This is a genomic window from Mesorhizobium sp. G2-6-1 (assembly GCF_055809095.1).
Map to the genome: position 1 here is coordinate 1,777,012 of NZ_CM147896.1, position 25,207 is coordinate 1,802,218.

A 25,207-nucleotide genomic window follows, 5' to 3' on the forward strand; every position below is an offset into this window, starting at 1 on the left:
GTCGGGCACGGAGACGTTCGTCCGTCCTTGCTGTGAACCATTAAACGGAGATGATGAATGGCCGACGTGATTCTGACGACTTTTGATTGGGTACCCGAAGCGCCACGGGGTTATGTGCGTGACATACGTGTGAGGTGGGCACTGGAAGAGGCTGGGTTGCCTTACCGCGTTGAGAGTGTGTCATCGCGTGATAAGAATGCCGAGCATTTCACGCACCAACCTTTCGGCCAGATACCGTGGTTGACCGACGGGGATATCTCGATCTTCGAGAGCGGCGCGATCCTTCTTCATCTGGGCGAGCGTAGCGATACGCTAATGCCTGTCGATCCGCGCGGGCGCTCCGAGGTGATCGAATGGCTGTTCGCAGCCCTCAACTCGGTCGAGATGTCGAGCGTGCCTTGGTCGCTGTTCAAGTTCGCCGGCGATGACGCTGATACGCCGGAACGGAAGCGTCTGGACGGGCTTCTCAACTCGCGGCTCCAGCACATGAATACCGTGCTAGCAGGGCGTGAGTGGTTGGCCGGAAACTTCTCCGTCGCCGACATAGCCATGTCGGACGTGCTGCGCCTTGTCGATCGGTTCGGCGGGCTGGCAGAATATCCAGCGTGTCGTAACTATGTCGCGCGTGCCACGGCTCGCCCGTCCTTCGTGAAGGCACACGCAGACCAGATGACGCATTTCGCTGCGGCAGGCTAAGTCGACCGTCGCGAAATCACTCTTCTGCGACCTTCTCTAGTCGCACAACTCCCAATATTCGCGACGATTTTCGGATCGCTGAAAGTTCAGCCGAGATTCTGTCGCAAAAGGTGGGTGCAAAATTCCGGCTTTTGCGACAGAAAGTATTCGACATTCAAGTTAAGGGTTGGGGACATGGCGCGGGCGCTCTGTCACCAACCAGCGAAACTGGTCAGGCGATTGTCTTGCCAAACGCAACTGCGGTGTCGGCCATGCGATTGGAGAAACCCCATTCATTGTCGTACCAGGACATGACACGCACGAGATTGCCTTCAACGACCTTGGTCTGATCGAGCGCGAACGTCGAAGACGCCGGGTTGTGGTTGAGGTCGATCGAGACCAGCGGCTCTTTCGTATAGGCAAGGATGTTCTTGAGCGGACCGTCGGCGGCTGCGACCAAGGCTTCGTTGACTTCATCGACGGTGACATTGCGCCTGGGGACGAATTTGAAGTCGATGACCGACACATTAGGGGTGGGAACGCGGATCGACACACCGTCGAGCTTGCCCTTCAACTCCGGCAATACCAGACCGACAGCCTTGGCCGCTCCGGTCGAGGTCGGGATCATCGACATCGCAGCAGCGCGGCCGCGATAAAGATCCTTGTGCATGGTATCGAGCGTTGGCTGGTCGCCCGTATAGGCGTGGACCGTGGTCATGAACCCCTTCTCAATGCCGAAAGCGTTGTTCAAAACCATGGCAACGGGTGCAAGGCAGTTGGTCGTGCATGACGCGTTCGAGATGACGACGTGATCTTTCGTCAGCTTGTCGTGATTGACGCCAAATACGACGGTGAGATCGGCACCGTCAGCCGGAGCCGATACGAGCACGCGTTTGGCACCTGCGGCAAGATGGGCAGCGGCCTTGTCTCGGGTCGCAAAAATACCGGTGCATTCCAGCGCGATATCGACGCCGAGTTCTTTCCACGGCAACTGTGTCGGATCCTTGATCGCGGTTACCTTGAACTTGTTGGAGCCGATAGCGATGTGATCGCCCTGCACGGAAACTTCATGGGGAAAGCGCCCGTGAACACTGTCGTAGCGCAGAAGATGCGCATTGGTTTCGACCGGGCCAAGATCATTGACGGCAACGACCTCGATATCCTTGCGGCCAGATTCATAAATCGCGCGCAAAATGTTGCGGCCGATGCGGCCAAAGCCATTAATGGCAACCTTGACAGTCATATTCTTCTCCTGAAGGCGGAAAATTTCCTACCTTTTCATATGGGCGAATGTCGGGGGAAACCACCACCCGCCACGTGCTAAAAATTGATCGGCCAGACATGATCGATCAATTTGTCAAATGCGCTCACAGGCGCGAACCCGCTACCCTCACTTCTGGTGCAACCGCGCCTCGGCGGCCTTGGCAGCAGCCTCAGCGGTGATGCCAAAATGCGGATAGAGCTGTTCGATGGTGCCGCTCGCGCCAAACCCGGTCATGCCGACAAAGATGCCGTCTGAACCGATGAGGCGATCCCAGCCTTGGCGAATACCGGCTTCGATGGCAATCTTGACCCCGGTCTTGCCGATTGTCTTTTTCTGGTAGTCCGCATCCTGTTTTTCAAACAGTTCGAAGCAGGGAACCGAAACGACACGTGTCGGGTGGCCGTGGCCTTGCAAAAGCGTGCGTGCGGCCAAGGCGATTTCAACCTCGGAACCGCTGGCGAAAATGGTGACGGCAGCATTGCCATCGGCACTGGCGAGTTCATACGCACCATGCGCGCACAGATTGTCCTTGACGAATTCGGTGCGCAATGCCGGCAAATTCTGGCGAGTGAGCGCCAGGGTCGAAGGTGTCTTTTCCGACTCCAGCGCCAATTGCCAGCATTCGGCGGTTTCGGTGGCGTCAGCAGGGCGAAACACATTGTGGTTCGGGATGGCGCGCAATGCAGCGAGGTGCTCGACGGGTTGATGCGTCGGGCCGTCTTCGCCAAGTCCGATGGAATCATGGGTCATGACGAAAATCGAGCGAATTCCCATCAATGAAGCAAGTCGCATCGCTGGCCGTGCGTAGTCGGAGAAACACATGAATGTGCCACCGTAGGGGATGATGCCGCCATGCAATGTCAGGCCGTTCATTGCCGCCGCCATGCCATGCTCGCGAATGCCATAGTGGACGTAGCGCTCGCCATAATTGTCAGGCGTGATATTTTTGGTCTGGCTGGTCTTGGTGTTGTTTGAGCCGGTCAAATCTGCCGACCCGCCAATGGTTTCGGGAACGGCACCATTGATGACCTCAAGCGCCATTTCCGAGGATTTGCGTGTGGCGACTTTCGGTTTGTCGGCAGCAAGTTTCTTCTTGTAGTCGCCGATAATGGCATCCAGTTCCACTGGCAGCTTGCCGCTGATGCGCCGCTCGAACTCGGATTTTATCTTGGCATCGGTTTTGGCAAAACGGCCTTCCCAGTCGGTGCGCGCCTTGACGCCCGCTTTGCCTGCTTGACGCCATGCGTCAAGAATGTCTGCCGGAATGTCGAACGGTTCTGAACTCCAGTCGAGGAACTTGCGGGCTCCAGCGATTTCTTCCGCACCAAGTGGTGACCCGTGAACCTTGTTGGTACCGGCCTTGGTCGGCGCGCCAAACCCGATCGTCGTCTTGGCGGCAATCAACGTCGGCTTGTCTGAATGACGAGCGGCCTCGATGGCATAGGCGATTGCTTCGGGGTCCATGCCGTCGATGTGCATGGCATTCCAGCCCGAAGCCTGGAACCGGGCAACCTGATCGGTGTTGTCCGACAGTGATACCGGCCCGTCGATCGAGATGTTGTTGTTGTCCCAGAACAAAATCAGCTTGTTGAGCTTGAGATGACCGGCAAGAGCAATAGCCTCTTGCGAAATGCCTTCCATCAGGCATCCGTCACCGGCCAGAACATAGGTGTAGTGATCGACGAGATCATTGCCAAAGGCTGCATTCATGATGCGCTCGCCAAGAGCGAAGCCGACAGAATTGGCGACGCCTTGACCAAGCGGCCCTGTCGTCGTCTCGATACCGGCAGCGTGGCCATATTCCGGGTGACCGGCAGTGCGCGATCCAAGCTGGCGGAAATTCTTGATCTGGTCGAGGTCGATGTCCTCATAGCCGGTCAGATACAGCAACGAATAAAGCAGCATGGAACCGTGGCCAGCCGACAAAATGAAACGGTCCCGATCCGGCCAGTGCGGATTTTTCGGATCAAATTTCAGGAAGCGCGTAAACAGCACGGTGGCAATATCGGCGCACCCCATTGGCAGGCCGGGATGACCGGATTTGGCTTTTTCCACGGCATCCATGGATAAAAAGCGGATCGCATTGGCCATCCGGTCATGTTCTTCACGCGAGGGCATGTTTCCTCCAGGGCAGGTTCGGGGCTTGGGAGAGCCTTCAAAAGGTGCGCGACACATAGCAGGCGCGCCGTTTTAGTCAATAAATCGGTGTGCATTTGCCGATTTTGCCGCGCTGGAGCCGGTATTAATCCGCGTTAACGGGGGACAGCGCGAGAGCATTGTTGACGCACGCTTCACACGGCGCCTAATCTTTCAGCGGTAACGCGTTCTGATTACGAACGATTCGGTGATGGGCACAACATAGGACGACGGCCATGACCGGTGAAACAACACTGAAGGAAGTCATCGCCCGGCTTGGCAAGGCAATCGACGGGCTCGAAAACGCTGTTGCTGCGCGGTTGGAACATGAGCGCGATTATTCTGAAGCCGAGGCTGAAGTGCAGCGCATGAACGCCGACCGTTCTCGACTGGCACAGGAACTCGACAATTCAGAAGCCCGGGCCGAGCGCCTGGAAGATGCCAACAAGGAAGTATCTCGCCGGCTGGTAGCCGCGATGGAAACCATTCGCGCGGTACTCGACAGGTAGAACGGCAGGTTGTGACATGGCCCAAGTGACGGTTTCAATCGACGGAAAACAGTACCGCATGGCCTGCGACGAGGGCCAGGAAGAACATTTGATCGATCTGGCTGAGCGGTTCGACCGCTATGTGTTGCATCTCAAGGAATCGTTTGGTGAAATAGGCGACCAGCGCCTGACGGTGATGGCCGGCATCATGGTGATGGACGAGTTTTCCGAATTGCAGAAGCGCATAAAGGGCATGGAAAGCGAGGTGCAAACCTTGCGCAAGACACGCGACGATGCGCTGACAAAGGCCGACAAGAACGATTCTGCCATCACGGGCGCGCTCAGCGCGCTGGCGCAACGTATGGAAGACATGGCTTCAACGCTGACGGTCCGAAAAGCCTGATTGAAGGCCACTATCCTTTAACCCCCTTGCTCGACCTTGAATTCGGCCTTGGTTTTTCGGTCTCTGGCGAGGGATCGTATTCGCGCCCTGGGATGATTTTCCCATTTCAACGCAATTTCAGGAAGAATTTTGCGCCGTGCAGGCTGACCGAAGGCTGCCGGCATTTTCTTCAACCCCACAACAGTGCTAGAAATACATGACCGAGCTACCAGCCCGGATCAAATTCAGCACATATATAAGATTGGACACGCCATGAGTCTTCGTATCAACGACACGGCCCCCGACTTCACAGCAGAAACCACACAGGGAACTATTCAATTCTACGATTGGATTGGAGAGGGATATGCCGTTCTCTTCTCGCACCCCAAGGATTTCACGCCGATCTGCACCACCGAACTCGGCACCATGGCAGGGTTGGAAGGTGAGTTCAAAAAGCGCAACGCCAAGATCATAGGTATCTCGGTCGATCCCGTGGAAAGCCACAACAAATGGAAAGATGACATCAAGGTTGCGACCGGTCATGCGGTCAATTACCCGATGATCGGCGACAAGGATCTCAAAGTTGCCAAACTCTACGACATGCTGCCTGCAGCGGCAGGCGACAGTTCAGAGGGACGTACCCCGGCCGACAACCAGACGGTTCGCTCGGTGTTCGTCATCGGGCCCGACAAGAAGATCAAGCTGATTTTGACCTATCCAATGTCGACAGGGCGCAATTTTGCGGAAATCCTGCGCGCAATCGATTCCATTCAGCTTACCGCCAAGCATCAGGTCTCGACCCCGGCCGACTGGCAGCCGGGTGACGATGTGGTCATCGGTGGCGCTGTGTCTGATGAAGATGCAATCAAGCGTTTCGGCGCATTTGAGACTGTCCTGCCATATCTGCGCAAGACCAAGCAGCCATCTGCTTGAACGCACGAAGCAGCCATCTGCTTGATCAAACTAAATGATGGCGGCCGCACGAGGCTGTGTCTTCGTGCGGTCCAAAATTGTGAAGATATTCCGAGAGTGCATTTCGATCGGCTGGTTTCACACTCGATAGCGGCGCGGTCCGCCTCGCGGGAAGCAAGCTCAGCCTGCTTCGCCTAAGCCGAACTTCACGAAAAGGCTGGCACGATGGCCGCGGCACAGCTCATACGCAAGCTGATCGCAAACCGACCCGCCAGATGCGGCGTCAGCGGCTACGTTCAATCCTGTACGGCAACAGTAATTAAAGCACATCGCGTCCACAGGGATCATGCGGAGTGCTTTAAGTTATTGTTTTTGTGCATGTCGTCGTCCCAAAACCGCTGCACACTTTTGGGCGGCATGCACAGGTGCGGCCCAGCTTTTGATAGAATAGCTGAGCCGCTCCAAGTAATTATTTTACGAAATTTTGGACGGAAAAGCGCACAGCGCTTTTCCTGGAATTGCTTTAAAGGCCGAAACCTTCGAAGCGCTTCTTGAACTTCGACAGACGGCCACCGCGGTCAAGCAATGTCTGCTGGCCGCCGGTCCAAGCCGGATGCGTGGAAGGGTCGATGTCGAGGTTCATCGTATCGCCTTCCGCGCCCCAGGTTGAGCGGGTCGCGTATTCGGTGCCGTCGGTCATGACGACTTTGATGGCGTGGTAATCGGGATGGATATCGGACTTCATCGCTCTGTTCCTGGCTCTCGCGGCGCGGCAATGCCAGATGGCCTGCGTCGATGCGCCCCTTTTTAAAACTCAAAGCCGCAGCTATTGATGAGCCACGGCTTCCAAAGAAGTTGGCGTGCCTATACATCAACCGAAATTGAATCACAAGGTCGCGCAGGGCCATATCGATGACCCGGATCGCAAGCGTGGCAGAGGATGCGGAATATGGCGCAAACAGAAAGCGCGGAGGAGCGCAGGCGCTCACTCACACCGCTACGGCGCCTTTTTCCCTATATAGGGCATTATCGCAAGCTGGTTGTCGGTGCGCTTGTGTCCCTGACCCTGGCGGCGGTGACGACGCTTGCCATTCCAGTGGCCGTGCGGCGGATGATCGATCACGGTTTTTCGACATCCGACTCGTCGCTGATTGCAAATTATTTTGCCATGCTGATGGTCATGGCAGCCTTGCTGGCGCTTGCATCAGCCGGGCGCTATTATTTTGTCATCACGCTGGGCGAGCGCGTGGTCTCGGATATTCGGCGCGATGTTTTCAGTCATGTAACGACGCTTTCGCCCAGCTTTTTCGATCGCTCGCAATCCGGCGAGATCATTTCCCGTCTGGCAGCCGACACCACGCAGGTCAAATCGGCAGTGGGGGCGACAGCTTCGGTCGCCTTGCGCAACGTCATTCTCGGGCTGGGTGCGTTGGCGATGATGGTGGTGACCAGTCCAAAGCTGTCAGGTCTGGTCATTGCTGCCATACCGCTGATCGTTGTGCCGCTGGTCGCATTCGGCCGGTCGGTCCGGCGCAAGTCGCGGCTGGCCCAGGACACTTTGGCCGATGCAACCGCCTATGCAAGCGAACAGATCGGTGCGGTCCGTACGCTTCAGGCTTTCACCAATGAAAAGATGGTCACTGGTCGTTTCTCCAGTGCGGTGGAAGCCGCTTTTGAGGCAGCAAGAGCGTCGATCTTTGCGCGCTCGTTCCTGACATTCTTTGCCATTTTCACGATTTTCGCATCGGTCGTGGCGGTGCTGTGGTTCGGATCACGCGATGTGCTTTCTGGTGCCTTGTCGCCGGGAACGCTAGGGCAATTCCTGCTCTATTCGGTGTTCGCCGCTGGCGCGATGGGTGCGCTTTCCGAAGTTTGGGGAGAGCTTTCCCAGGCGGCGGGTGCGGCTGAGCGGCTAACCGAGATATTGGCTGAGAAGCCGGATATTCAAATACCGGCCATTGCAAAACCACTGCCTGCAACAGGCAAGGGGGCGATCAAGTTCGATGACGTGTCGTTCTCCTACCCGGCGCGGCCGGATCGGGCAGCCATTGAGGAGTTGAGTTTTTCGGTCAAGCCGGGTGAGACAGTTGCCATTGTCGGTCCTTCGGGCGCCGGAAAAAGCACGATCATTTCGCTGATTCTGCGCTTCTATGATCCCGAAACAGGCCGGGTTCTTGTCGATAGCGTCAATGCGCGCGAGGTTGATCCAACGGCACTGCGTGAGCGCATTTCAATCGTGCCGCAAGACGTGACGATCTTTGCCGCCAGCGTGCGCGAGAATATCGCCTTTGGCCGTCCTGGCGCTACCGAAACGGAGATTGAAGCCGCAGCAAAGGCGGCATTGGTTGACGAGTTTATCGAGCGTTTAAGCGGTGGCTATGCGGCGCAAGTCGGCGAGCGCGGGGTCATGTTGTCGGGCGGCCAGCGTCAGCGGATAGCCATTGCCCGGGCAATCTTGCGCGATGCGCCGATCCTTCTGCTCGATGAAGCGACCTCGGCGCTGGATGCCCAAAGCGAAATGCTGGTGCAAAAGGCACTTGAACATCTGATGCAGGGGCGCACGACAATAGTCATTGCGCACCGTCTGGCGACGGTATTGAAAGCTGACCGCATTCTGGTGCTTGACGGCGGGCGCATCGTCGAGGAAGGAACGCACAAAAGCCTCGTTGCGCTGAACGGCATTTATTCGCAGCTGGCGAAATTGCAGTTCGAGACTGACCTGGATGCGTCGAAGACCGCAGCACAGTAGCATGGCAGGGCCGGTCTTTCGGCTATAGCCCGCGAAAACGGTTCTGCATTTGACAGGCTCACTGAGCCGCTCCAGATATTTGCTTTTATGCAAATTCGGGCGGAAAGCCGCCGCGTAGTTTTTCTGGAAATGTCTTACAGGAAGGTTGCGATCTCTGTAAGCGGTCGCTTTTCCATTGCATGTTCGGGGATCGTTGCTCCCTCTTTGGGATAACCGACGACCATAAGTATGTAAGGCTTGTCGTGTGGCTCGCGTCCGCAAATCTCGTTGAGAAAACCCATCGGATTGGGAGTGTGGGTCAACATGACGAGGCCAGCCCTGTGGAGCGCGGCGATAAGAAATCCCGTGGCGATGCTGACCGATTCCGGTACATAGTAGTTCTTGCGCATAACGCCGTCTGCCGAGCGGCTTCGGCGTTCCCCGAAAACGCAGATTAGCCACGGAGCTTCTTCCAGAAACGGTTTGCTTGCATCCGTGCCGAGCGGCGCCAGTGCTGCTAGCCATTCTTCCCCGCCGCGGCCGGAATAGAAGGCTTTTTCTTCGGTTTCGGCAGCGTCCCGGATTTGCTTCTTGATCGTGGGATCGCCGATTACGGCGAAATGCCACGGTTGATGATTGGCACCATTGGGCGCGGTTCCCGCCGCCAGAATGCAGGTTTCAATGATATCGCGCGGCACTGGCCTGGTCGAGAATTCGCGCACCGTATGGCGCGCCTTGAGTTCATCATAGAAGGCCTTGGCGTTTTCGCGCATCGTTTCCAGCGGAAGTTCGCGATAGTCGGGCAAGGGAACCGGATTATAGCGCTGGATAAGAGACATTGTCGGGCCTTCTGATGTGATTGAAGTGCTGTGATGTCAGGCTCTCATTGCCCATAGCGGTTCTTTAGATGCTTGATGAAATGAACGGCATTAAGGGGCTCGCCCGTGGCCCGTTCAAGCAACTCCGGGGTTGAGAATCGCGACCCGTGTGCCCAAATCTTGTCACGGCGCCAATCGTTGATCGCCTTGAAATCACCTTTTGCAATGTCGTCGTCTGCTGCCGGATGTTCAGATGTCAGCGCGGCCCATTGCTGCGCGGCCATCATGGCACCCAGCGTATAGGATGGAAAATAGCCGAAAGCGCCACTTGGCCAGTGAACATCCTGCATAGGCCCATCGGCCGGGTTATCGATGGTGGACAGGCAGAGATAGGCGCGCATCCTGGCGTCCCACGCTTCGGCAAGATCGCTCACATCCAGTTTGCCCGAGACGAGGTCTTGTTCCAGTTCAAAGCGCAAGATGACATGTAGCGGATAAGTCACTTCATCAGCATCGACCCGGATCATGCCATTTTCGACATGATGGACATGGCCCAATATGTCGTCTAGCGACCAGTTTTCACCAAGATGTTTTTCCACGACCGGCAGCGCCCAGCGCCAGAAGGCCGGGTTTCGACCAATCTGCTTCTCCACGAACAGACTTTGACTTTCATGAATAGCCATGCCGCGCGCCTTGCCAACAGGCCAATGGGCCCAGGCTTTGGGCAGGTTCTGTTCATAGAGGGCGTGGCCGGTCTCATGCAGGACGCCCATCAAGGCCGACAGGAAATCGGAGGTCTTGTAGCGGGTGGTTATGCGTACGTCGCTGGGCACGCCGCCACAAAATGGGTGGTGTGAAACCGCCAGGCTACCGTGGGTGAAGTCAAAGCCGACCGCAGCCATCATGGCAAGGCCAAGATCGCGCTGCTTATCAATCGGATAAACGCCGGAAAGCGGCTTCAGGGGTCGTTTCGACAACCGTTCTTCCTGAACGGCGAGCGCCTGCGGCACGAAATCTTTCAAAAAGGTCTTCAATTGCGCAAAAACCGGCGCGATATCGGCGCTACGATTGCCGGGATCATACTGTTCCATCAAGGCGTCATAAGGTTCAAGGCCAAGCGCATCGGCCCGAAGGGCTGCCTCTTCGCGGACAAGAACAACAATGTTTTCCAGTGCCGGCTGGAAGCCTGTCCAGTCATTCTTGGCACGCAGATCGCGCCATAATTGCTCGGAACGCATTCGTGCATTGGTTTGGCGTTCGACAAATTCAGCGGGAAGACAGGTCAAATTGATGTGCTGGCGCTTGAATTCGCGCAAGGCGGCGGTCTGCTCCTCGTTAAGCGCCTCATCTCCTGCGGTTGCGATCCAGTCGTCGATTTCCGGGGCAGTAGCCTGACGGTGATACATACCCGCAAGTGTGGCCATCGCATCGGCCCGGTTTTCGCCACCGCCCGGTGCCATGCAAGTCGCCTCGTCGACGCCGAGAATTGTCATCGCATGTTCAAGCGCATCAAGCTTGCGGCAAAGAGTGTCGAGTTTCTGGAAAGACATGGGGTTTCCCGGCTATGACTATGTTGACGAGGGGCAGCAAGCGGGCCGGACGGGCAACTGTGAGAGACGCCCGGGCTCGCGCGCCCTTGTTGTTAGGTTTAACGCTCGGTCAATTTCAACTCGATGCGGCGGTTTTTCGTGCGCGCCTCATCTGTGTCACTCTCATCAAGCGGCTGGAACTCGCCAAATCCGGCAGCAACCAGCCGATTGGCCGGAACGCCATTGGCGATAAGGAATTTCACCACCGAGGTCGAACGCGCCGTTGAAAGCTCCCAATTGTCGCGATAGCGGCCAGTGCCTGACAGGGGACGATTATCGGTGTGGCCGTCAACGCGCAAAACCCAGTTGATCTCTGGCGGTATTTCTTTCTGAAGTTCGATGATGGCGTCGGCAAGTTTTTTCATCTCGCCCTTGCCCGCATCATTGATCTGATCGGAGCCGGTTGGGAAAAGCACTTCCGACTGGAAAACGAAGCGGTCGCCGACAATGCGAATGTTATCTCGGTCGGCAAGGATTTCACGCAGGCGACCGAAAAAATCGGAACGGTAGCGGTTCAACTCCTGAACGCGCTGCGCAAGGGCGACATTGAGACGCCGGCCAAGATCGGCAATCTTGGTGTTCGATTCCCGATCGCGCGTTTCGGATACATCGAGCGCATCCTCCAGCGCGCCGATCTGCTTTCTCAAAGCTGCAATCTGCTGATTGAGCAGTTCGACCTGGCTAAGCGCGCGCTGGCTGATCTGGCGTTCGCTGTCAAGCTGCGTCGACAAGGTCAATGCGCGCGCGTTTGCAGCACTTCCTGCTCCCGCGCCTTGCTCCAGCAATTGTTGAAGCCGGCTTTTTCAGCCTCTGCCGCCGATAGCGACGCTTGCAGGTTTGCCAGTGCGTCCTGGGCATCTTGAGTGTTGCCCTTTTCAAGCGAGAGCAGTTGCGTCAACTCATTGATCTGGGAGTTGAGGCGATTGAGGACTTCATCCTTGCCCGTGATCTCGCGGCTGAGAAGGAACTGCGCCAGCACAAAGACCGACAACAGGAACATGATGGCAAGCAACAGGGTCGACAATGCATCGACGAAGCCCGGCCAGTAATCAATGTGGCGGTCGCTGCGGCGCGATCTTGCCAAGCCCACCTCAGTTCGTCCCCTGCTTCTTCAGCGCATCAGCGATCTTTTCAAGCGTATTTCGCATCGCCTTTTGCTCATCACTTTGCGCCTCGACCCAGTCGCGCATGATTTGCTGCTCGGAGCGCATGTTCTTGACCAGGCCGGATATGCCGTCGGCCAGATTGGCCATGGCCGTTGCAACACGTGGATTGGAACTGCCGCCTTCCTGCAATGTGCGCAGGCGCTCCGACAAGGCGCGGATTTCGTCGGTGGACTCGGCCTTGGTGGCGTCTGGAACGACAATATCGGAGGACAGGTCGGTCACTGATGACAGCCAGTTTTCAAGTTCCGTATAAAAGCGCGTCTGCGCACGTCCCGCCTGCAAATCGAGGAAGCCCAATACCAGGGAGCCCGAAAGACCGAACAGCGACGATGAAAACGCCGTGCCCATACCGGCAAGCGGTGCTGCAAGTCCTTGCTTCAAAGATTCAAGAACCGAAGCGGAGTCGCCGGTTCCAGGGTCCAACGACTGGATCGTGTCGCCAATCGAGCCAATCGTTTGCAGCAAGCCCCAGAAAGTACCGAGAAGACCGAGAAAAATCAAAAGGCCGACCAGGTAGCGCGACGTATCGCGGGTTTCGTCGAGACGCGTGCCGATCGAATCGAGCATCGTGCGCATAGAACTTGTCGAGAATGCCATGGAAGAGGAGCGGCTCAACATCGCCTTCATCGGGGCAAGAAGCACCGGTTCGGTGGTCTCGGAGCCAGCGCGGAAGGAATTGACCCACCGCACTTCCCGGAAAAGGCGAATGACCTGAGCAAATGCCAGAAGGATACCGACCAGAAGAACGCCGACGATCAGGCCGTTGAGGCCCGGATTGGTGGAGAATGCTGACGAAATCTGGCGGGTCAGGACAATGACGATGAAGCCGACCATTGCCAGAAAGATGGCCATTGTCAGCACAAATACCTGTGGGCTGGACAGCTTGTGCGGATCGTAATTCAGCACATCCGAGCCCTTGCCTATTCCGAACGATCTGAGAAATGTCATTCGTATCCCGTTTCCGAATCCGCCGATCATGTCGACGCGACTCTAAGACGAAATCTGGCGAAATTGAAAGGTGCTTGCCACTATGTTGGGTATTCAACCCCAATCAAACCCATTGTTGGGGAAAATGATCGGCGCAGGCGCCACCAAGCCGTACTTCACGAGATCGTCTGCAAAAAATGCCTTCAGCGCGGAGCTACCGGTTTCTTCACCGTCTTCAACAAGTTCCGGTGAATGGTTTCGTTGCCTGCGATCACCGATCCGCTATCCAGCATTTCCTGCGTGCCGTTCATATCGGAAATGAAACCACCTGCCTCGCGCACCATCAGGATGCCAGCGGCAATATCCCAGGCGGACAGGCCGGTTTCCCAATGTCCATCCAGTCGGCCTGAAGCAACATAGGCCAGATCGAGTGCGGCAGACCCCATACGCCGCACACCTGAAACCTCAGCCATTACGTTGCGCAGTTCAACCAGAAAATTGCCGTGATGGCTGCGCCCGAGATGCGGAATGCCGCAGCTGATCACCGTATCACTCAGCTTGGCTCTGCCCGCAACACGCAAGCGACGGTCGTTCATGAAAGCGCCGCCACCGCGCTCGGCCGTATAAAGTTCGTCCATTGCCGGATTGTAAATGACACCGGCGACCAGTTGGCCCTGCCGCTCCAATGCTATTGAAATCGAAAACAGCGGAATGCCGTGCAGGAAGTTCGTTGTCCCGTCCAAAGGGTCGACAATCCAGCGATGTTGGTCATCATCGCCCATGACGGCACCGCGTTCTTCCATGAGGAAAGAATAACCGGGCCTGCCTTTTGACAATTCCGCAAAGATGATTTCTTCAGCCTTGCGGTCAGCCTGGCTGACGTAGTCTCCCGGACCTTTCATGGAAACTTGCAGGTTCTGCACCTCGCCGAAGTCGCGCGACAGCGAGCGCCCCGCCTTCATAGCGGCCTGAACCATGACATTGAGGATCGCGGAGCGCGCCATTCAGAAAGTTCTCCAATTCGGTAAGTCGCACGCCATGTCATGCCTCAATTTCTTGCCAGACGTTTTCTGCGCAAGGAGGGTGTGGGTGGGCGCGCGCATTTGCCGGCTCTAGTCGGCGCGGCGAATGTAGGTGATTTCACTGGTGTCGACGATGATGCGCTCGCCTGAGGCAATGAAGGGCGGCACCAGAACGCGGATGCCGTTTTCAAGGACAGCGGGTTTGTAAGAAGATGCGGCGGTTTGACCTTTCACCACAGGGTCGGCTTCGGTGATGGTCAATGTGACCTGATCGGGCAGCGAAATGCCGATCGGGCGCTCCTCATAAAGCTCAACCGTCACCATCATGCCGTCTTGCAAGAATGCAGCGCGGTCGCCGACAAAGTCTTTCTGCAATTCAAGCTGTTCGTAGCTTTCAGTATCCATGAACACCAATGCTTCGCCCTGCTCGTAAAGGAATGAAAAATCCTTCTGCTCCAGCCGGACCTTTTCAACTGTTTCGGCTGAACGGAAGCGTTCATTGAGCTTGGTGCCGTTGATCAGGTTCTTCAATTCGACCTGATTATAGGCACCGCCCTTGCCGGGTTTGACCGCGTTAGTCTTGACTGCCACCCACAGGCCGCCATCATGTTCGATGACGTTGCCGGGACGGATTTCGTTGCCGTTGATCTTGGCCATAGTGTTTTGATCCGAAATGAGGTGTTCGCCGGGAGGCGATTTCGGGCCTCCAAGACCACAAATTGGCGAAAGAGGCAAGAGAGGCGGCCATCCTTGGCACAAGATGGGCGCATCCCGGATGCCCGTTCAGAGCAGTCGATTGGCCTTCTTGATAGCTTCTCTGGTTTCGTCTTCTGTCAGGCCTTGCAGGAAATCTTCCATTTGCGGATCAATGAGGCCGGCACGGCGGGCAACGATGTACCATGCCCCGGCGAGGATCGAATCGGGACCGACGCCGATGCCGCCCCTGTACATTTTCGCAAGGCGGTTCTGGGCCGCGACATTGCCGCCATGAGCTGCAACCGACATCCAGCCGAACGCGGATTTCAGATCGCGCTTGCCGCCACGTCCCTCGATCATCCACTGGCCAAGATCGAGTTGTGCAGTGTCATAGTTCTGCCTCGCCGCCTGCGTGAGCAATTGCCTCGCCAGGACATCGTCCTTCTTCTTGCCGCCGACGCCGTTGGCGTAGATCTGGGCCATCGCATATTGCGCATCCGGGACACCTGCACTCGCGGCGCGCTCATAATAGCGAACTGCCCGCGAAAGCCCCGCAGCACCCGGATCCTGGCTTACCAGCAATTGCGCGAAATTGAACTGCGCCAGCGAATTGCCGGCTTCGGCAGCCGCCTGCATCAGGGCGTATGCTTCCTTCTCGTCCTTCTTTACGAAATTGCCGTCGAGCAACATCAGGGCATATTGGAACTGCGCTTCGGGTACGCCCCGTTCGGCCGCTGCGGCATACCATTTTGCCGCGGCTTTGGCGTCGAGCGGGACACCGAGGCCGCGCGCCAGAAGTTCGGCCAGCAAGGTCTGCGCTGCGGGATCGCCATTTTGCGCGCGCGGCAGCGCCAGATTGTAAGCTGTCTTGTAAAGCCCTCGTTGATAGGCACCATAGGCGGCGTCGGCGGGCCTTGAACCAAAGCGGGCTGGATCGACCCCGTTGGCGGATGGCAAGGGGCCGGGCTTGTCGGTGGTGGACGGTTGGGGAAGCTGTGTGGCAATGGGCCTGTCAGTTCTCTTGGACATTTCGCCGGTTGTCTTTGACAGTGGTTGAGGCAAGGCATCCGACGCGCGCGCAAAAGAAACATTTGCACCGGCAAGAAACAGCGAAAGGAGCAACCGCGCCACCATTGGTCAATCCTCGAAGTGTGGCGCAGAATTGTCGAGCAAGGCGTTGGCACGAGCGATGGCATCATTCGGGTCGACGCCGTCAGCAAAGATTGCAGACGAGAGCGCCACAAATTCGGCACCTGTGCGCGCCACATCCTCGACTGAGGCGAGATCGGAACCGGCCATGACAATGCAGGGGATTTCGATCATCTCGGCCCACCATTGTCCCAATGCAAGATTGCGTGGATGAGGTTCGGGCTTGTTGTCGTAGCCGAAACGGCCAAAAAACATGTAGTCGGGACGCACTTCGCCAAGTTCCAACGCGGCGTCGCGGGTTTTTACACCGCCTGCGCCGACCATCATCTTGTCCTGCAGGCGATCTATGGCATCGGCAAGCCCGGCCTTGTCTGCCTCGATATGTATACCGTCCGCCTGCACTCTGCCGGCAGTGCGGGAATCCCCTGCGATGATGGTTGCGGCACCGGCTTGCCGGGCCAGCGGGATTACCTGCTCGGCGAAAGCCTGAAACGACGCATCGTCTGTATCGCCCTGCGGCAGGATCAGCGATGCAATGTCACCCCCACTCAATGCGTCTGCCAGACGTTTCATGTCTGTGGCAGGTGGTGCGATCAGGACGATGCGGCAGCGATTGGGGGGCGTTTGATCATTCATGCGCGTAGGTTCCGGCCTTCGCCTATGGCGGGTGAAGATGGTTGCATTGCGGCATAGAACAATGTGGCACGATTGAACAGGCATCCAGCCTATTGTAAATCGCCCGATGGAGCCTCGCCAGTTTTCGAATGCGTGGGTAGGGTCTATTGAGTGCCAGTACTGCCGCGCAATCTCGCATCCTGAAACTCAACCACTCCTTGAATGGAACGCCTGATTGACGCCTCTGCTTCTCGATCCTCTATTTTATGCCACTGCCATTCCGGCTGTCATTCTGGTTGGTCTGTCGAAGGGCGGGTTCGGCGGTGCGGTCGGTATTGTCGGCGTACCGTTGATGGCGCTGATCATGCCGCCGGTCCAGGCGGCTGCAATTTTGCTGCCGATCCTGTGCCTGATGGATATCGTGTCGGTCTGGACATGGTGGGGCGTATTTGATCGAAGGACACTGGTAGAGATGCTGCCTGGCGCCGTTGCCGGTGTTGGCCTCGGCTGGCTTACCGCAGCGCTGGTGACTGAGGAAATGGTGCGGCTGATCGTTGGGGGCGTGGCCATCGTTTTCGTCTTGCGCTGGGCCTATCTGCAACTTCGGCATGGCGCGGACCACACTGTGCAGCCGAACCGGATTGCCGCAGCTTTTTGGGGCGCGATTGCCGGGTATACAAGTTTCGTTGCCCATGTCGGTGGTCCGCCGTTTCAGGTTTATGCCCTGCCGATCAGGCTCGATCCGAAAGTCTTGTCGGGTACCGCAGCTCTGTTTTTCGCTGTCACCAATGCCTTGAAACTTGTCCCGTATTTTGCACTGGGACAGTTCGACGCCACCAATCTCAGCGCTTCGCTGGTGCTCACACCACTGGCCCCGCTGGCAACTCTTGCGGGAGCATGGCTGGTGCGGCGGATGCGGCCAGAGGTCTTTTACCCCTTCACATATACAACTGTCGGCCTGATTGCGTTGAAGCTGTTCTGGGATGGTCTGGTCGGTCTTTGGTAGGCATGGCGCGATTGTTCCAAAGCTATTAATAGATAGCGTGAAAACTGTTTGTTGGGGGATCGGATGGCTAGCAGTTACGAGATCGACCTGGAAAAGAACCCGGCCAACTACCAACCGCTGACGCCGATTACCTATCTTGAGCGGGCGGCCAAGGTGTTTCCCGCACATGTCGCGATTATTCATGGCAGCCAGCGCATTTGCTACCGTGAATTCTGGTCGCGTTCGCTGAAACTGGCTTCGGCACTGGCCAAACGCGGTATCGGCAAGAACGATACGGTGACGGTGATGCTGTCCAACACGCCGCCGATGCTGGAAGCGCATTTCGGCGTTCCGATGATCAGGGCTGTTTTGCATTGCCTGAACACGCGTCTCGACGCCGCAGTCATCGCCTTCCAACTCGACCATGCCGAAACCCGGGTGCTGATCGTCGATCGCGAATTTTCAGGCGTGATCAAAGAGGCGCTGACATTGGCAACGGTCAAGCCATTGGTCATCGACTATGACGATCCGGATTATGACGATGACGCGCCATATCCGAAAGGCGCGCCCATCGGCAGCATCGATTATGAAGCGTTCATGGCAAGCGGCGATGACGATTTTGCATGGTCAATGCCCGGTGACGAATGGGATTCGATTTCCCTGAACTATACGTCGGGTACCACCGGCAATCCCAAGGGTGTCGTCTATCATCATCGCGGTGCAGCCTTGATGGCTTACACCAACACCATCCATGCGGGCATGGGCAGACATTGCGTTTATCTTTGGACGCTGCCGATGTTTCATTGCAATGGCTGGTGTTTTCCATGGACGCTGGCGGTTCAGGCTGGCACCCACGTTTGCCTGCGCTGGGTGCGGCCAAAGGCGATATATGATGCCATCGCCGATCACGGAGTTACCCATCTTTGCGGCGCACCGGTCGTCATGTCGTTGCTGATCAATGCGCGAGACGAGGAAAAACGGACATTTTCGCAGATTGTTTCGTTCAATACAGCGGCAGCACCACCCCGGAGGCGGTTTTGTCGGGCATGGCAGATGCCGGTATTGCGGTAACGCATCTCTACGGTCTGACTGAAACTTATGGGCCAGCGGTGGTCAATGAATGGCAGAGTGAATGGGATGATCTCGACAAGGGTGCGCGTACCGAAAAAAGGCGCGGCAAGGGGTGCGATATGCAGCGCTTGAGGATTTGTCGGTCATCGATCCGGAAACCATGCAAAAGATACCCGCCGACGGCAAAACGATCGGCGAAGTGATGTTTCGCGGCAACATCGTCATGAAAGGCTATCTCAAGAACAAGACGGCGAGCCAGGAAGCATTTTCCGGTGGCTGGTTTCATTCGGGCGATCTCGGCGTCATGCACCCGGACGGCTACATCCAGATCAAGGATCGCTCAAAGGATATTATCATTTCAGGCGGTGAGAATATCTCCTCCATCGAGGTGGAAGATGTGCTCTACAAGCATCCCGCAGTCGCTTCCTGTGGTGTTGTAGCGCGCAACGACGAAAAATGGGGCGAGGTACCGGTGGCATATGTCGAACTGAAACCGGGGAAGCTTGCCACTGAGGCCGATATTATCGAACATTGCCGAACCCTGCTTGCCCGCTTCAAAGTACCCAAGGCCATTATCTTTGCGGAAATTCCCAAGACGTCGACCGGCAAAATCCAGAAATTCCGCTTGCGCGAAATGGCGAGAAGCTCCTGACAACGATATCCGGATACAGGGAGCCTGTTGCGCGAACAAGCATGTAGCTGGCTTATTAAATCACATTGCGGAAACGCCGAAATTTGCTACTATGCTGCGCTTGGGGGTGTTTTGCTGTTTCGTGTGGGGGCGCGGCTGACTAAGCGGTCACTGCACGATTCGACACCAATCCAATCTGTTCATCATCAAACCATTCCCGTGAGGGAAGAGGTCATCGGGAGCATTTGTCATGCAAGTGGTGGCACGTAATTTTTTCACATTGGCGATCATCTATGCCTTGTGCGGCATGGCGCTCGGCCTGAGCATGTCAATAAGTCAGGACCATACGGAAATGCCGACACACGCCCACATTATGGTGGCGGGATGGCTCATGTCGGCAGTCTTTGCGTTTTTCTATCACCTGTTTCCGGCCGCCGCCTCCAAAATGCTCGCCAAGGTGCATTTCTGGCTGACAGCGGTGAGCGGGATCACACTGCTTGTTGGCCTTTATTTGCTGCTGGGAGGCAATGAGGCAATCGAACCCGTGGTGGCCATCGGCTCGATGGGTTTTTACGCTGCCATGTTCTTGTTTGTCTTCATCGCGCTCCCTGTTGTGTGGCGGCGAAACTGACGTTCAAACTGAAGCACATCGCGTTTAAAGGGATACATGCAGGGTGCTTTAAGCCTTTGTTTTTGTGCATGTCGTTGTCTGAAAACCGCTGTACACTATTGGGCGACATGCACTCGAAATCGCATGATACTTCGTTGCCCGGCAGGCTGATGATCATTTAAAAAAATGCAAGTCTGTTAAGGCTCCATTAAGCTTTACGGCTGTTTACTATGTGCATCCAGTTTTCTGGATTCTTACGAGTGGTTGGAGCCACTTTGTTTGACGCCTCCCTGTTAAACTCCTGAGAGCCGCCTTACCCGCGGCTCTTTTTTTGTCCTTATTCGAGCAGTTGTTTGATGCTTGCCAACCCATGCATAGAGGCGAGGGCACAGAGCGCACTGCATGTGTCCATTCAGGCCCAACCTGCTTCACGGACACATGTCGCTATGCCGCGTTAACCCTTTGTTAAACATGTGCTTGCCTTGAACGAAGACGAGGCGCATTTTCTTGCCTCGATTGTATAGGTTGATAGGTGCGGCGAGCACCTGATTCGGCAAGCCGCATGGATGCAAGGGATGATAATGAACAAGCCTTCGAAGGAACGAGAGAAAACCGTGAAACTGGCCGAACGCCGGGTGTTTTCGCAGTCCTTCAAGCCTCTCTACAATGAGGGCATGGGCCTGGTCGAACATGCAGCTGAATATCTCGATGGCACAGGCCGGATCGAGGCGAAGAAGCTGTCGCGGCTGGCCGCGACCCTTTATGCGGCCGAATCGATGCGGCTGACGACACGTCTCATGCAGATTGCTTCATGGTTGCTTTTGCAACGCGCGGCCAATTCGGGCGAAATGACTCGCGATCAGGTGGAAAGCGAGAAGGTCAAAGTCCGGCTCGATACGGTTTCGGCTCATGAAGGCACTGACGGATGGAGTGAGTTGCCGGAAGAGTTTTTGGACCTTGTGCATCGCTCGCTCAGATTGCAGGCACTTGTGCGGCGCATGGATGAGGAGGTCTATGGCGGTAATTCGCAGGCTGAAGAAAATCCTGTTGGGCGCCGGGTAAATCCTGTCTCCGATCAGATCAGCTTGCTGAATACCGCATTCGCCAGGGGATGAGGCGCATTTTCGTTTCCGGTTTGTTCACATTTCGCTGGCAAGTCTGCCGGTGGCAGATAGAGTGGGCAAATGGCGGACGCGATTCGTATCATAGGCATTGATCCGGGGCTTCGGCGCACTGGTTGGGGCGTGGTGGAAAGCCTTGGCAATTCGCTGCGCTTCATCGATGCGGGAACTGTTCGCTCCAACGACAAGATGGCGCTTGCTTCGCGCCTGTGCCAGTTGCATGACGGCCTGGCCGATGTCTTGCACCGTGCCATGCCGCATGAGGCGGCGGTGGAGCAGACCTTCGTCAGCAAGGATGCGTCGGCGACGCTGAAGCTTGGGCAGGCACGCGGCATTGCCATGCTGGTGCCGGCGCGGGCCGGGTTGGTGGTAGCCGAATATGCACCGAACGCGATCAAGAAGGCGGTCATTGGCGTCGGGCATGGCGACAAGAAACAAATCCATATGATGGTCAGGGTTTTGATGCCGAAAGCTACATTCGACACGGATGACGCTGCCGACGCGCTGGCAATTGCGATTTGCCATGCGCATCACCGGCAAAGCGTTGCGTACCGGGTCGCCCAACTGGCATGAGGGATAGCGCGGTTGATCGGCAAGCTTAAAGGCATAATCGACGAAATCGATGAAGATCACTGCATCATCGACGTGCAGGGCGTCGGCTATGTGGTGTTCTGTTCGACCCGGGCACTTGCGACGCTGCCCGCTCCCGGTGAGGCCGTGGCGCTGTTTATCGAAACCTATGTGCGCGAGGACATGATCCGCCTTTATGGATTTCGCTCGACGCTGGAGCGAGAATGGTTTCGATTGTTGATGAACAATGTGCAAGGCGTTGGCGCAAAAGTGGCGCTGGCGATCCTGTCGACGCTGGCACCTGCGGACCTCGCCAATGCGATTGCCCTGCGTGACATCGCCATGGTGTCGCGGGCACCGGGCGTTGGCAAGAAAGTGGCCGAGCGTATTGTTACGGAGTTGAAGAACAAGGCACCAGCCTATGCCGGCGAGGCAAGCGGCACGATCGGCCTGAAACAGGAACTTGGTGAAGGCGTTGCCCCTGCGCCGATTGCCGATGCCGTTTCAGCCTTGGTCAATCTTGGCTATTCGCGAGATATGGCCGCCAATGCCGTTTCGGCGGCGCTGAAGGCTGCGGGCGAGGATGCGGATTCCGCCAGGCTGATCCGCTTCGGCCTGAAGGAACTTGCACGGTGATGCCTGACTTGCCTCGCCCTGTGATGCGTGGCAGGAGAGCGTAATGAGCCTGTCTCCACGCCTCATTACCCCGGAAAAGCGCGGCGAGGACGCCGAACAGACGCTGCGGCCGCAATCGCTTGAGGAGTTCGTAGGCCAGGCTGCGGCGCGCGCCAATCTCAAAGTGTTCATAGAAGCAGCCAAGGGACGCGGCGAGGCGCTGGATCATGTGCTGTTTGTCGGTCCGCCGGGACTTGGCAAGACGACGCTGGCTCAAATAATGGCGCGGGAACTGGGTGTCAATTTCCGTTCAACCTCCGGCCCGGTTATTGCCAAGGCTGGCGACCTGGCAGCACTTCTGACCAATCTTGAAGACCGCGATGTCTTGTTCATCGATGAGATCCACCGGCTCAATCCCGCTGTTGAGGAAATCCTCTATCCGGCGATGGAGGATTTTCAACTCGACCTCATTATCGGTGAGGGACCGGCAGCGCGCTCGGTCAAGATCGACCTGGCAAGGTTTACTCTTGTTGCAGCCACGACGCGGCTCGGATTGCTGACCAATCCGCTGCGTGATCGTTTCGGCATTCCCGTGCGGCTCAATTTCTATTCGGTTGAGGAACTGGAACAGATCGTGCGCCGTGGCGCACGCATTCTTTCCATGCCACTGGGTGACGATGGCGCGTTGGAGATTGCGCGCCGTGCCCGCGGGACGCCGCGCATTGCGGGCAGGTTGCTGCGCCGCGTGCGGGATTTTGCCAGCGTGGCGGGTGACGCCCATGTGTCGCGTAAAGTCGCCGACGAGGCGCTGTCGCGGCTCGAAGTCGATGCGCTTGGCCTTGATGCGCTCGACAGACGCTATCTTTCGATGATCGCAGGCAATTTCGGTGGCGGCCCGGTTGGGATAGAGACGATTGCGGCGGGTCTATCGGAACCGCGCGACGCTATCGAGGATATCATCGAGCCCTATCTCATCCAGCAGGGCTTCATCCAGCGTACGCCGCGTGGCCGCGTCTTGACCGCCAATGCCTGGCGTCACCTCGGGCTCGACGTGCCAAAGGATCTGGCACAGCAGCAGATCAATCTTTTTCAGGAAGAGTAGGTCGCCAGAAAATTAGAAATTCGACTGCAATTCGGGGGCTTATTTCAGCGCGCGGATCATGTCCAGCACGTCCGGTTCGGCCTTCTCGCCATCAAAGGCGTCTACAACACCAAAAGCGCCACCATAGTCCCACAATGACCATGAAAAGCCGTGAGATTCGGCTCGTGCAATCATGTCATGGACATAAACCGCGCGATATTTCGCCGGTATGACATGGGTGTTGCCATATTCCTGCCGGATCATCCCGAATTCGCCAAGCGTGATGTTTTGAGGTGCAATGTCATTTTCCATGGCCCAGTTTTCAACCTGTTTGAATGGCGTATCCATGATTTCAAACAGCTTTTCAGGGCTGTCCATCGAAGCGACCTGTTCGTCCAGATAGGCCAACAAACCGCTGCGTCGTGTCCATGGTGCCTCGGCCTTGATGCGCGCACGGATGGTATCCAGCACAGCATCAAGCTCAGCTCTTGGAATTGCGGTCAGCGGATATGGAAGGCCCGTCACATAGGGAATGAAATCACCGGCCCAGGTGGCCCCTTGATGAGTAAGAAGGAATGGATCGTAGGAATGAAAAGTCCAGATGATATTGTTGTCTGCGATAGCTTTTGGATCAATTCTTGTCAGGGACTCGGCACCGGAATAACAACCGCCGCCAAGAATGAGCGTTAGCCGGGTGGCGGATGAACGCGCCGCCGCGAACAGGCGCTGCAGGTGCGCTGGCCACAGGTCGGTCGCGTCGGTGTCGCAATTGAGAATGGGTTCGTTCATCGGCTCGAAAGCGACCTCGGCGGGGTCTTCATTTGCAAGCGTGTGCGCCATCTTCCGAACGACATCGACATAGGCGTCGAACAGTGCGGGGTCGGCCATGACTTCGGCCATACCAATTCTACGATTGCCACCGGCCGGGATGAGATGCATGTCGACAACAACCTTTAGCCCGGCGCGATTTATCATGCGCACCGAACTCAGCACGCTGGCATAAAGATCGTCGCGCAGAGCCTTCGTCTTCGCGGACAGGAACGGCGAGGGATCGACCGGCATGCGCAGGAAATCGAAGCCGCTATCTTTCAGCTTGCCGAGATCTGCGTCATTCAGGAATTTGCGCCATTCAGGATATGGCAGAATGGTTTGCGGGTTATCCCACTTGTCTTCGCCGGGCCATGTCGTCCATATATCGAGATTGAGGCCGCGTTTCATGACGAAACTGGCGCTTTGCGCCGGCAACATGGAAGCTGCCAGCAACACAAGCCCTGCGACGAGGGTTGTTATCATATTCATCGGTGATGCCATCGGGTCGCTTCACTCTTGAGTGGGCCAAATTCCTGCATGCCGGGAAGCAAAAGGAAAGCGCAATGGGCGATCATGGTGAATCATCAGACATGTTGCTGGCAGGTATTTCCGGGGCGCTGACACCGTTCGGGCATCGGCTTATGGCACGGGTCTACTATGCCGATACGGATTTCTCAGGCGTTGTCTATCACGCACGTTATCTTGAATTCTTCGAGCGCGGGCGCTCCGATTTTCTCAGAATGGCGGGGGTGCACCATACCGAACTGGCCGATGGGAAACATGGCGAGAAAATCGTCTGGGTGGTGCGGCGCATGGAGATCGATTTTCACAGACCGGCCCACATCGATGACATTCTCGCTGTCGATACCTCTGCGACAGAGGTTTCCGGCGCGCGTATTTTCATGGCGCAGCAATTGAAGCGCGATGACGATATTCTGGTCGAAGCGCGCGTCGAGGCCGCGATTATCGGTGAGAACGGGCGGCCACGACGGTTTCCGAAAGAGTGGATTGCGGCATTTCTGCGCAAGGCCGCCGATTAGCCACTTTCAATACCTCAACGGGATATGCGGGGCCGCACCTGTCATTACGGCCCGAAAAGGCGCGATCCGCATCTACTGCGGGCGCAATCTGTAGCTTGGCGCTACC

At 56.7% G+C, this 25,207-nt stretch carries 23 protein-coding genes and 2 pseudogenes; 13 read left to right on the forward strand and 12 right to left on the reverse strand.

Features of this window, described 5'->3' with window-relative positions:
* The first annotated feature begins 57 nt into the window (after positions 1-57).
* Complete coding sequence (locus AC0L7S_RS08520) at positions 58-696, forward strand: glutathione S-transferase family protein (RefSeq protein WP_473473926.1); 639 nt, start codon at positions 58-60, stop codon at positions 694-696.
* Positions 697-907: 211 nt separating this feature from the next.
* Here the strand turns inward: AC0L7S_RS08520 and gap are convergent, their stop codons facing one another.
* Both gap and tkt read right to left on the reverse strand, forming a co-directional pair.
* Entirely contained in the window at positions 908-1,918 is a 1,011-nt protein-coding gene (gene gap, locus AC0L7S_RS08525; protein WP_473473927.1) for a type I glyceraldehyde-3-phosphate dehydrogenase, read from the reverse strand.
* Between the two features lie 147 nt (positions 1,919-2,065).
* Entirely contained in the window at positions 2,066-4,057 is a 1,992-nt protein-coding gene (gene tkt / locus AC0L7S_RS08530) for a transketolase (protein ID WP_473473928.1), read from the reverse strand.
* 254 nt (positions 4,058-4,311) lie between these two features.
* On the opposite strand from tkt, the gene AC0L7S_RS08535 reads away from it, so the two are divergent.
* From AC0L7S_RS08535 to AC0L7S_RS08545, 3 genes are all read left to right on the forward strand, one after another.
* The gene (locus tag AC0L7S_RS08535; protein WP_473473929.1) at positions 4,312-4,584 is read left to right on the forward strand and encodes a DUF4164 domain-containing protein; all 273 of its coding nucleotides are present in this window, start codon (positions 4,312-4,314) and stop codon (positions 4,582-4,584) included.
* Positions 4,585-4,600: 16 nt separating this feature from the next.
* Positions 4,601-4,966, forward strand: coding sequence for a cell division protein ZapA (locus AC0L7S_RS08540; protein ID WP_473473930.1), 366 nt, complete (start codon positions 4,601-4,603; stop codon positions 4,964-4,966).
* Positions 4,967-5,218: 252 nt separating this feature from the next.
* Positions 5,219-5,878 (forward strand): peroxiredoxin, encoded by a 660-nt coding sequence (locus AC0L7S_RS08545; RefSeq protein WP_473473931.1) that lies wholly within the window; start codon positions 5,219-5,221, stop codon positions 5,876-5,878.
* A gap of 502 nt (positions 5,879-6,380) precedes the next feature.
* Here the strand turns inward: AC0L7S_RS08545 and rpmE are convergent.
* Entirely contained in the window at positions 6,381-6,602 is a 222-nt protein-coding gene (rpmE, locus tag AC0L7S_RS08550; protein WP_473473932.1) for a 50S ribosomal protein L31, read from the reverse strand.
* A gap of 204 nt (positions 6,603-6,806) precedes the next feature.
* Between rpmE and AC0L7S_RS08555 the strand changes: the two genes are divergently transcribed.
* Positions 6,807-8,606 (forward strand): ABC transporter transmembrane domain-containing protein, encoded by a 1,800-nt coding sequence (locus AC0L7S_RS08555; RefSeq protein ID WP_473473933.1) that lies wholly within the window; start codon positions 6,807-6,809, stop codon positions 8,604-8,606.
* 134 nt (positions 8,607-8,740) lie between these two features.
* Here AC0L7S_RS08555 and AC0L7S_RS08560 read toward each other — a convergent pair whose 3' ends face one another.
* From AC0L7S_RS08560 to AC0L7S_RS08595, 8 genes and pseudogenes are all read right to left on the reverse strand, one after another.
* Entirely contained in the window at positions 8,741-9,424 is a 684-nt protein-coding gene (locus AC0L7S_RS08560) for a nitroreductase family protein (protein ID WP_473473934.1), read from the reverse strand.
* 44 nt (positions 9,425-9,468) lie between these two features.
* Positions 9,469-10,953, reverse strand: coding sequence for a carboxypeptidase M32 (locus tag AC0L7S_RS08565; RefSeq protein ID WP_473473935.1), 1,485 nt, complete (start codon positions 10,951-10,953; stop codon positions 9,469-9,471).
* A gap of 98 nt (positions 10,954-11,051) precedes the next feature.
* Positions 11,052-12,082, reverse strand: a pseudogene (locus AC0L7S_RS08570) (peptidoglycan -binding protein).
* Position 12,083: 1 nt separating this feature from the next.
* Positions 12,084-13,106, reverse strand: a complete 1,023-nt coding sequence (locus AC0L7S_RS08575; protein WP_473473936.1) for a MotA/TolQ/ExbB proton channel family protein — start codon at positions 13,104-13,106, stop codon at positions 12,084-12,086.
* A gap of 182 nt (positions 13,107-13,288) precedes the next feature.
* Complete coding sequence (locus AC0L7S_RS08580; protein WP_473473937.1) at positions 13,289-14,089, reverse strand: inositol monophosphatase family protein; 801 nt, start codon at positions 14,087-14,089, stop codon at positions 13,289-13,291.
* Positions 14,090-14,197: 108 nt separating this feature from the next.
* Entirely contained in the window at positions 14,198-14,764 is a 567-nt protein-coding gene (gene efp, locus AC0L7S_RS08585) for an elongation factor P (RefSeq protein ID WP_473473938.1), read from the reverse strand.
* Between the two features lie 126 nt (positions 14,765-14,890).
* On the reverse strand, positions 14,891-15,937 hold the full coding sequence (locus AC0L7S_RS08590) for a tetratricopeptide repeat protein (protein ID WP_473473939.1): 1,047 nt from the start codon (positions 15,935-15,937) through the stop codon (positions 14,891-14,893).
* A gap of 3 nt (positions 15,938-15,940) precedes the next feature.
* A complete protein-coding gene (locus AC0L7S_RS08595) occupies positions 15,941-16,588 on the reverse strand; it encodes a thiamine phosphate synthase (RefSeq protein ID WP_473473940.1) in 648 nt (215 codons plus the stop codon).
* A 214-nt stretch (positions 16,589-16,802) separates the two neighbouring features.
* On the opposite strand from AC0L7S_RS08595, the gene AC0L7S_RS08600 reads away from it, so the two are divergent.
* From AC0L7S_RS08600 to ruvB, 7 genes and pseudogenes are all read left to right on the forward strand, one after another.
* A complete protein-coding gene (locus AC0L7S_RS08600; protein WP_473473941.1) occupies positions 16,803-17,573 on the forward strand; it encodes a sulfite exporter TauE/SafE family protein in 771 nt (256 codons plus the stop codon).
* Positions 17,574-17,636: 63 nt separating this feature from the next.
* A pseudogene (locus AC0L7S_RS08605) lies at positions 17,637-19,275 on the forward strand (acyl-CoA synthetase).
* Positions 19,276-19,504: 229 nt separating this feature from the next.
* On the forward strand, positions 19,505-19,885 hold the full coding sequence (locus tag AC0L7S_RS08610) for a hypothetical protein (protein ID WP_473473942.1): 381 nt from the start codon (positions 19,505-19,507) through the stop codon (positions 19,883-19,885).
* A 560-nt stretch (positions 19,886-20,445) separates the two neighbouring features.
* Positions 20,446-20,979: a protease adaptor protein RcdA gene (gene rcdA / locus AC0L7S_RS08615; RefSeq protein ID WP_473473943.1), complete on the forward strand. Its 534-nt coding sequence runs from the start codon at positions 20,446-20,448 to the stop codon at positions 20,977-20,979.
* Positions 20,980-21,048: 69 nt separating this feature from the next.
* Positions 21,049-21,558, forward strand: a complete 510-nt coding sequence (ruvC, locus tag AC0L7S_RS08620) for a crossover junction endodeoxyribonuclease RuvC (protein ID WP_473473944.1) — start codon at positions 21,049-21,051, stop codon at positions 21,556-21,558.
* Between the two features lie 12 nt (positions 21,559-21,570).
* Complete coding sequence (gene ruvA, locus AC0L7S_RS08625; protein WP_473473945.1) at positions 21,571-22,191, forward strand: Holliday junction branch migration protein RuvA; 621 nt, start codon at positions 21,571-21,573, stop codon at positions 22,189-22,191.
* Between the two features lie 43 nt (positions 22,192-22,234).
* Positions 22,235-23,272, forward strand: coding sequence for a Holliday junction branch migration DNA helicase RuvB (gene ruvB / locus AC0L7S_RS08630; RefSeq protein WP_473473946.1), 1,038 nt, complete (start codon positions 22,235-22,237; stop codon positions 23,270-23,272).
* Between the two features lie 39 nt (positions 23,273-23,311).
* Here ruvB and AC0L7S_RS08635 read toward each other — a convergent pair whose 3' ends face one another.
* The gene (locus AC0L7S_RS08635) at positions 23,312-24,544 is read right to left on the reverse strand and encodes a glycoside hydrolase family 5 protein (RefSeq protein ID WP_473474235.1); all 1,233 of its coding nucleotides are present in this window, start codon (positions 24,542-24,544) and stop codon (positions 23,312-23,314) included.
* A gap of 80 nt (positions 24,545-24,624) precedes the next feature.
* Here AC0L7S_RS08635 and ybgC point away from each other — a divergent pair, with 80 nt between their 5' ends.
* Positions 24,625-25,101, forward strand: coding sequence for a tol-pal system-associated acyl-CoA thioesterase (gene ybgC, locus AC0L7S_RS08640; RefSeq protein WP_473473947.1), 477 nt, complete (start codon positions 24,625-24,627; stop codon positions 25,099-25,101).
* Positions 25,102-25,207 lie beyond the last annotated feature (106 nt).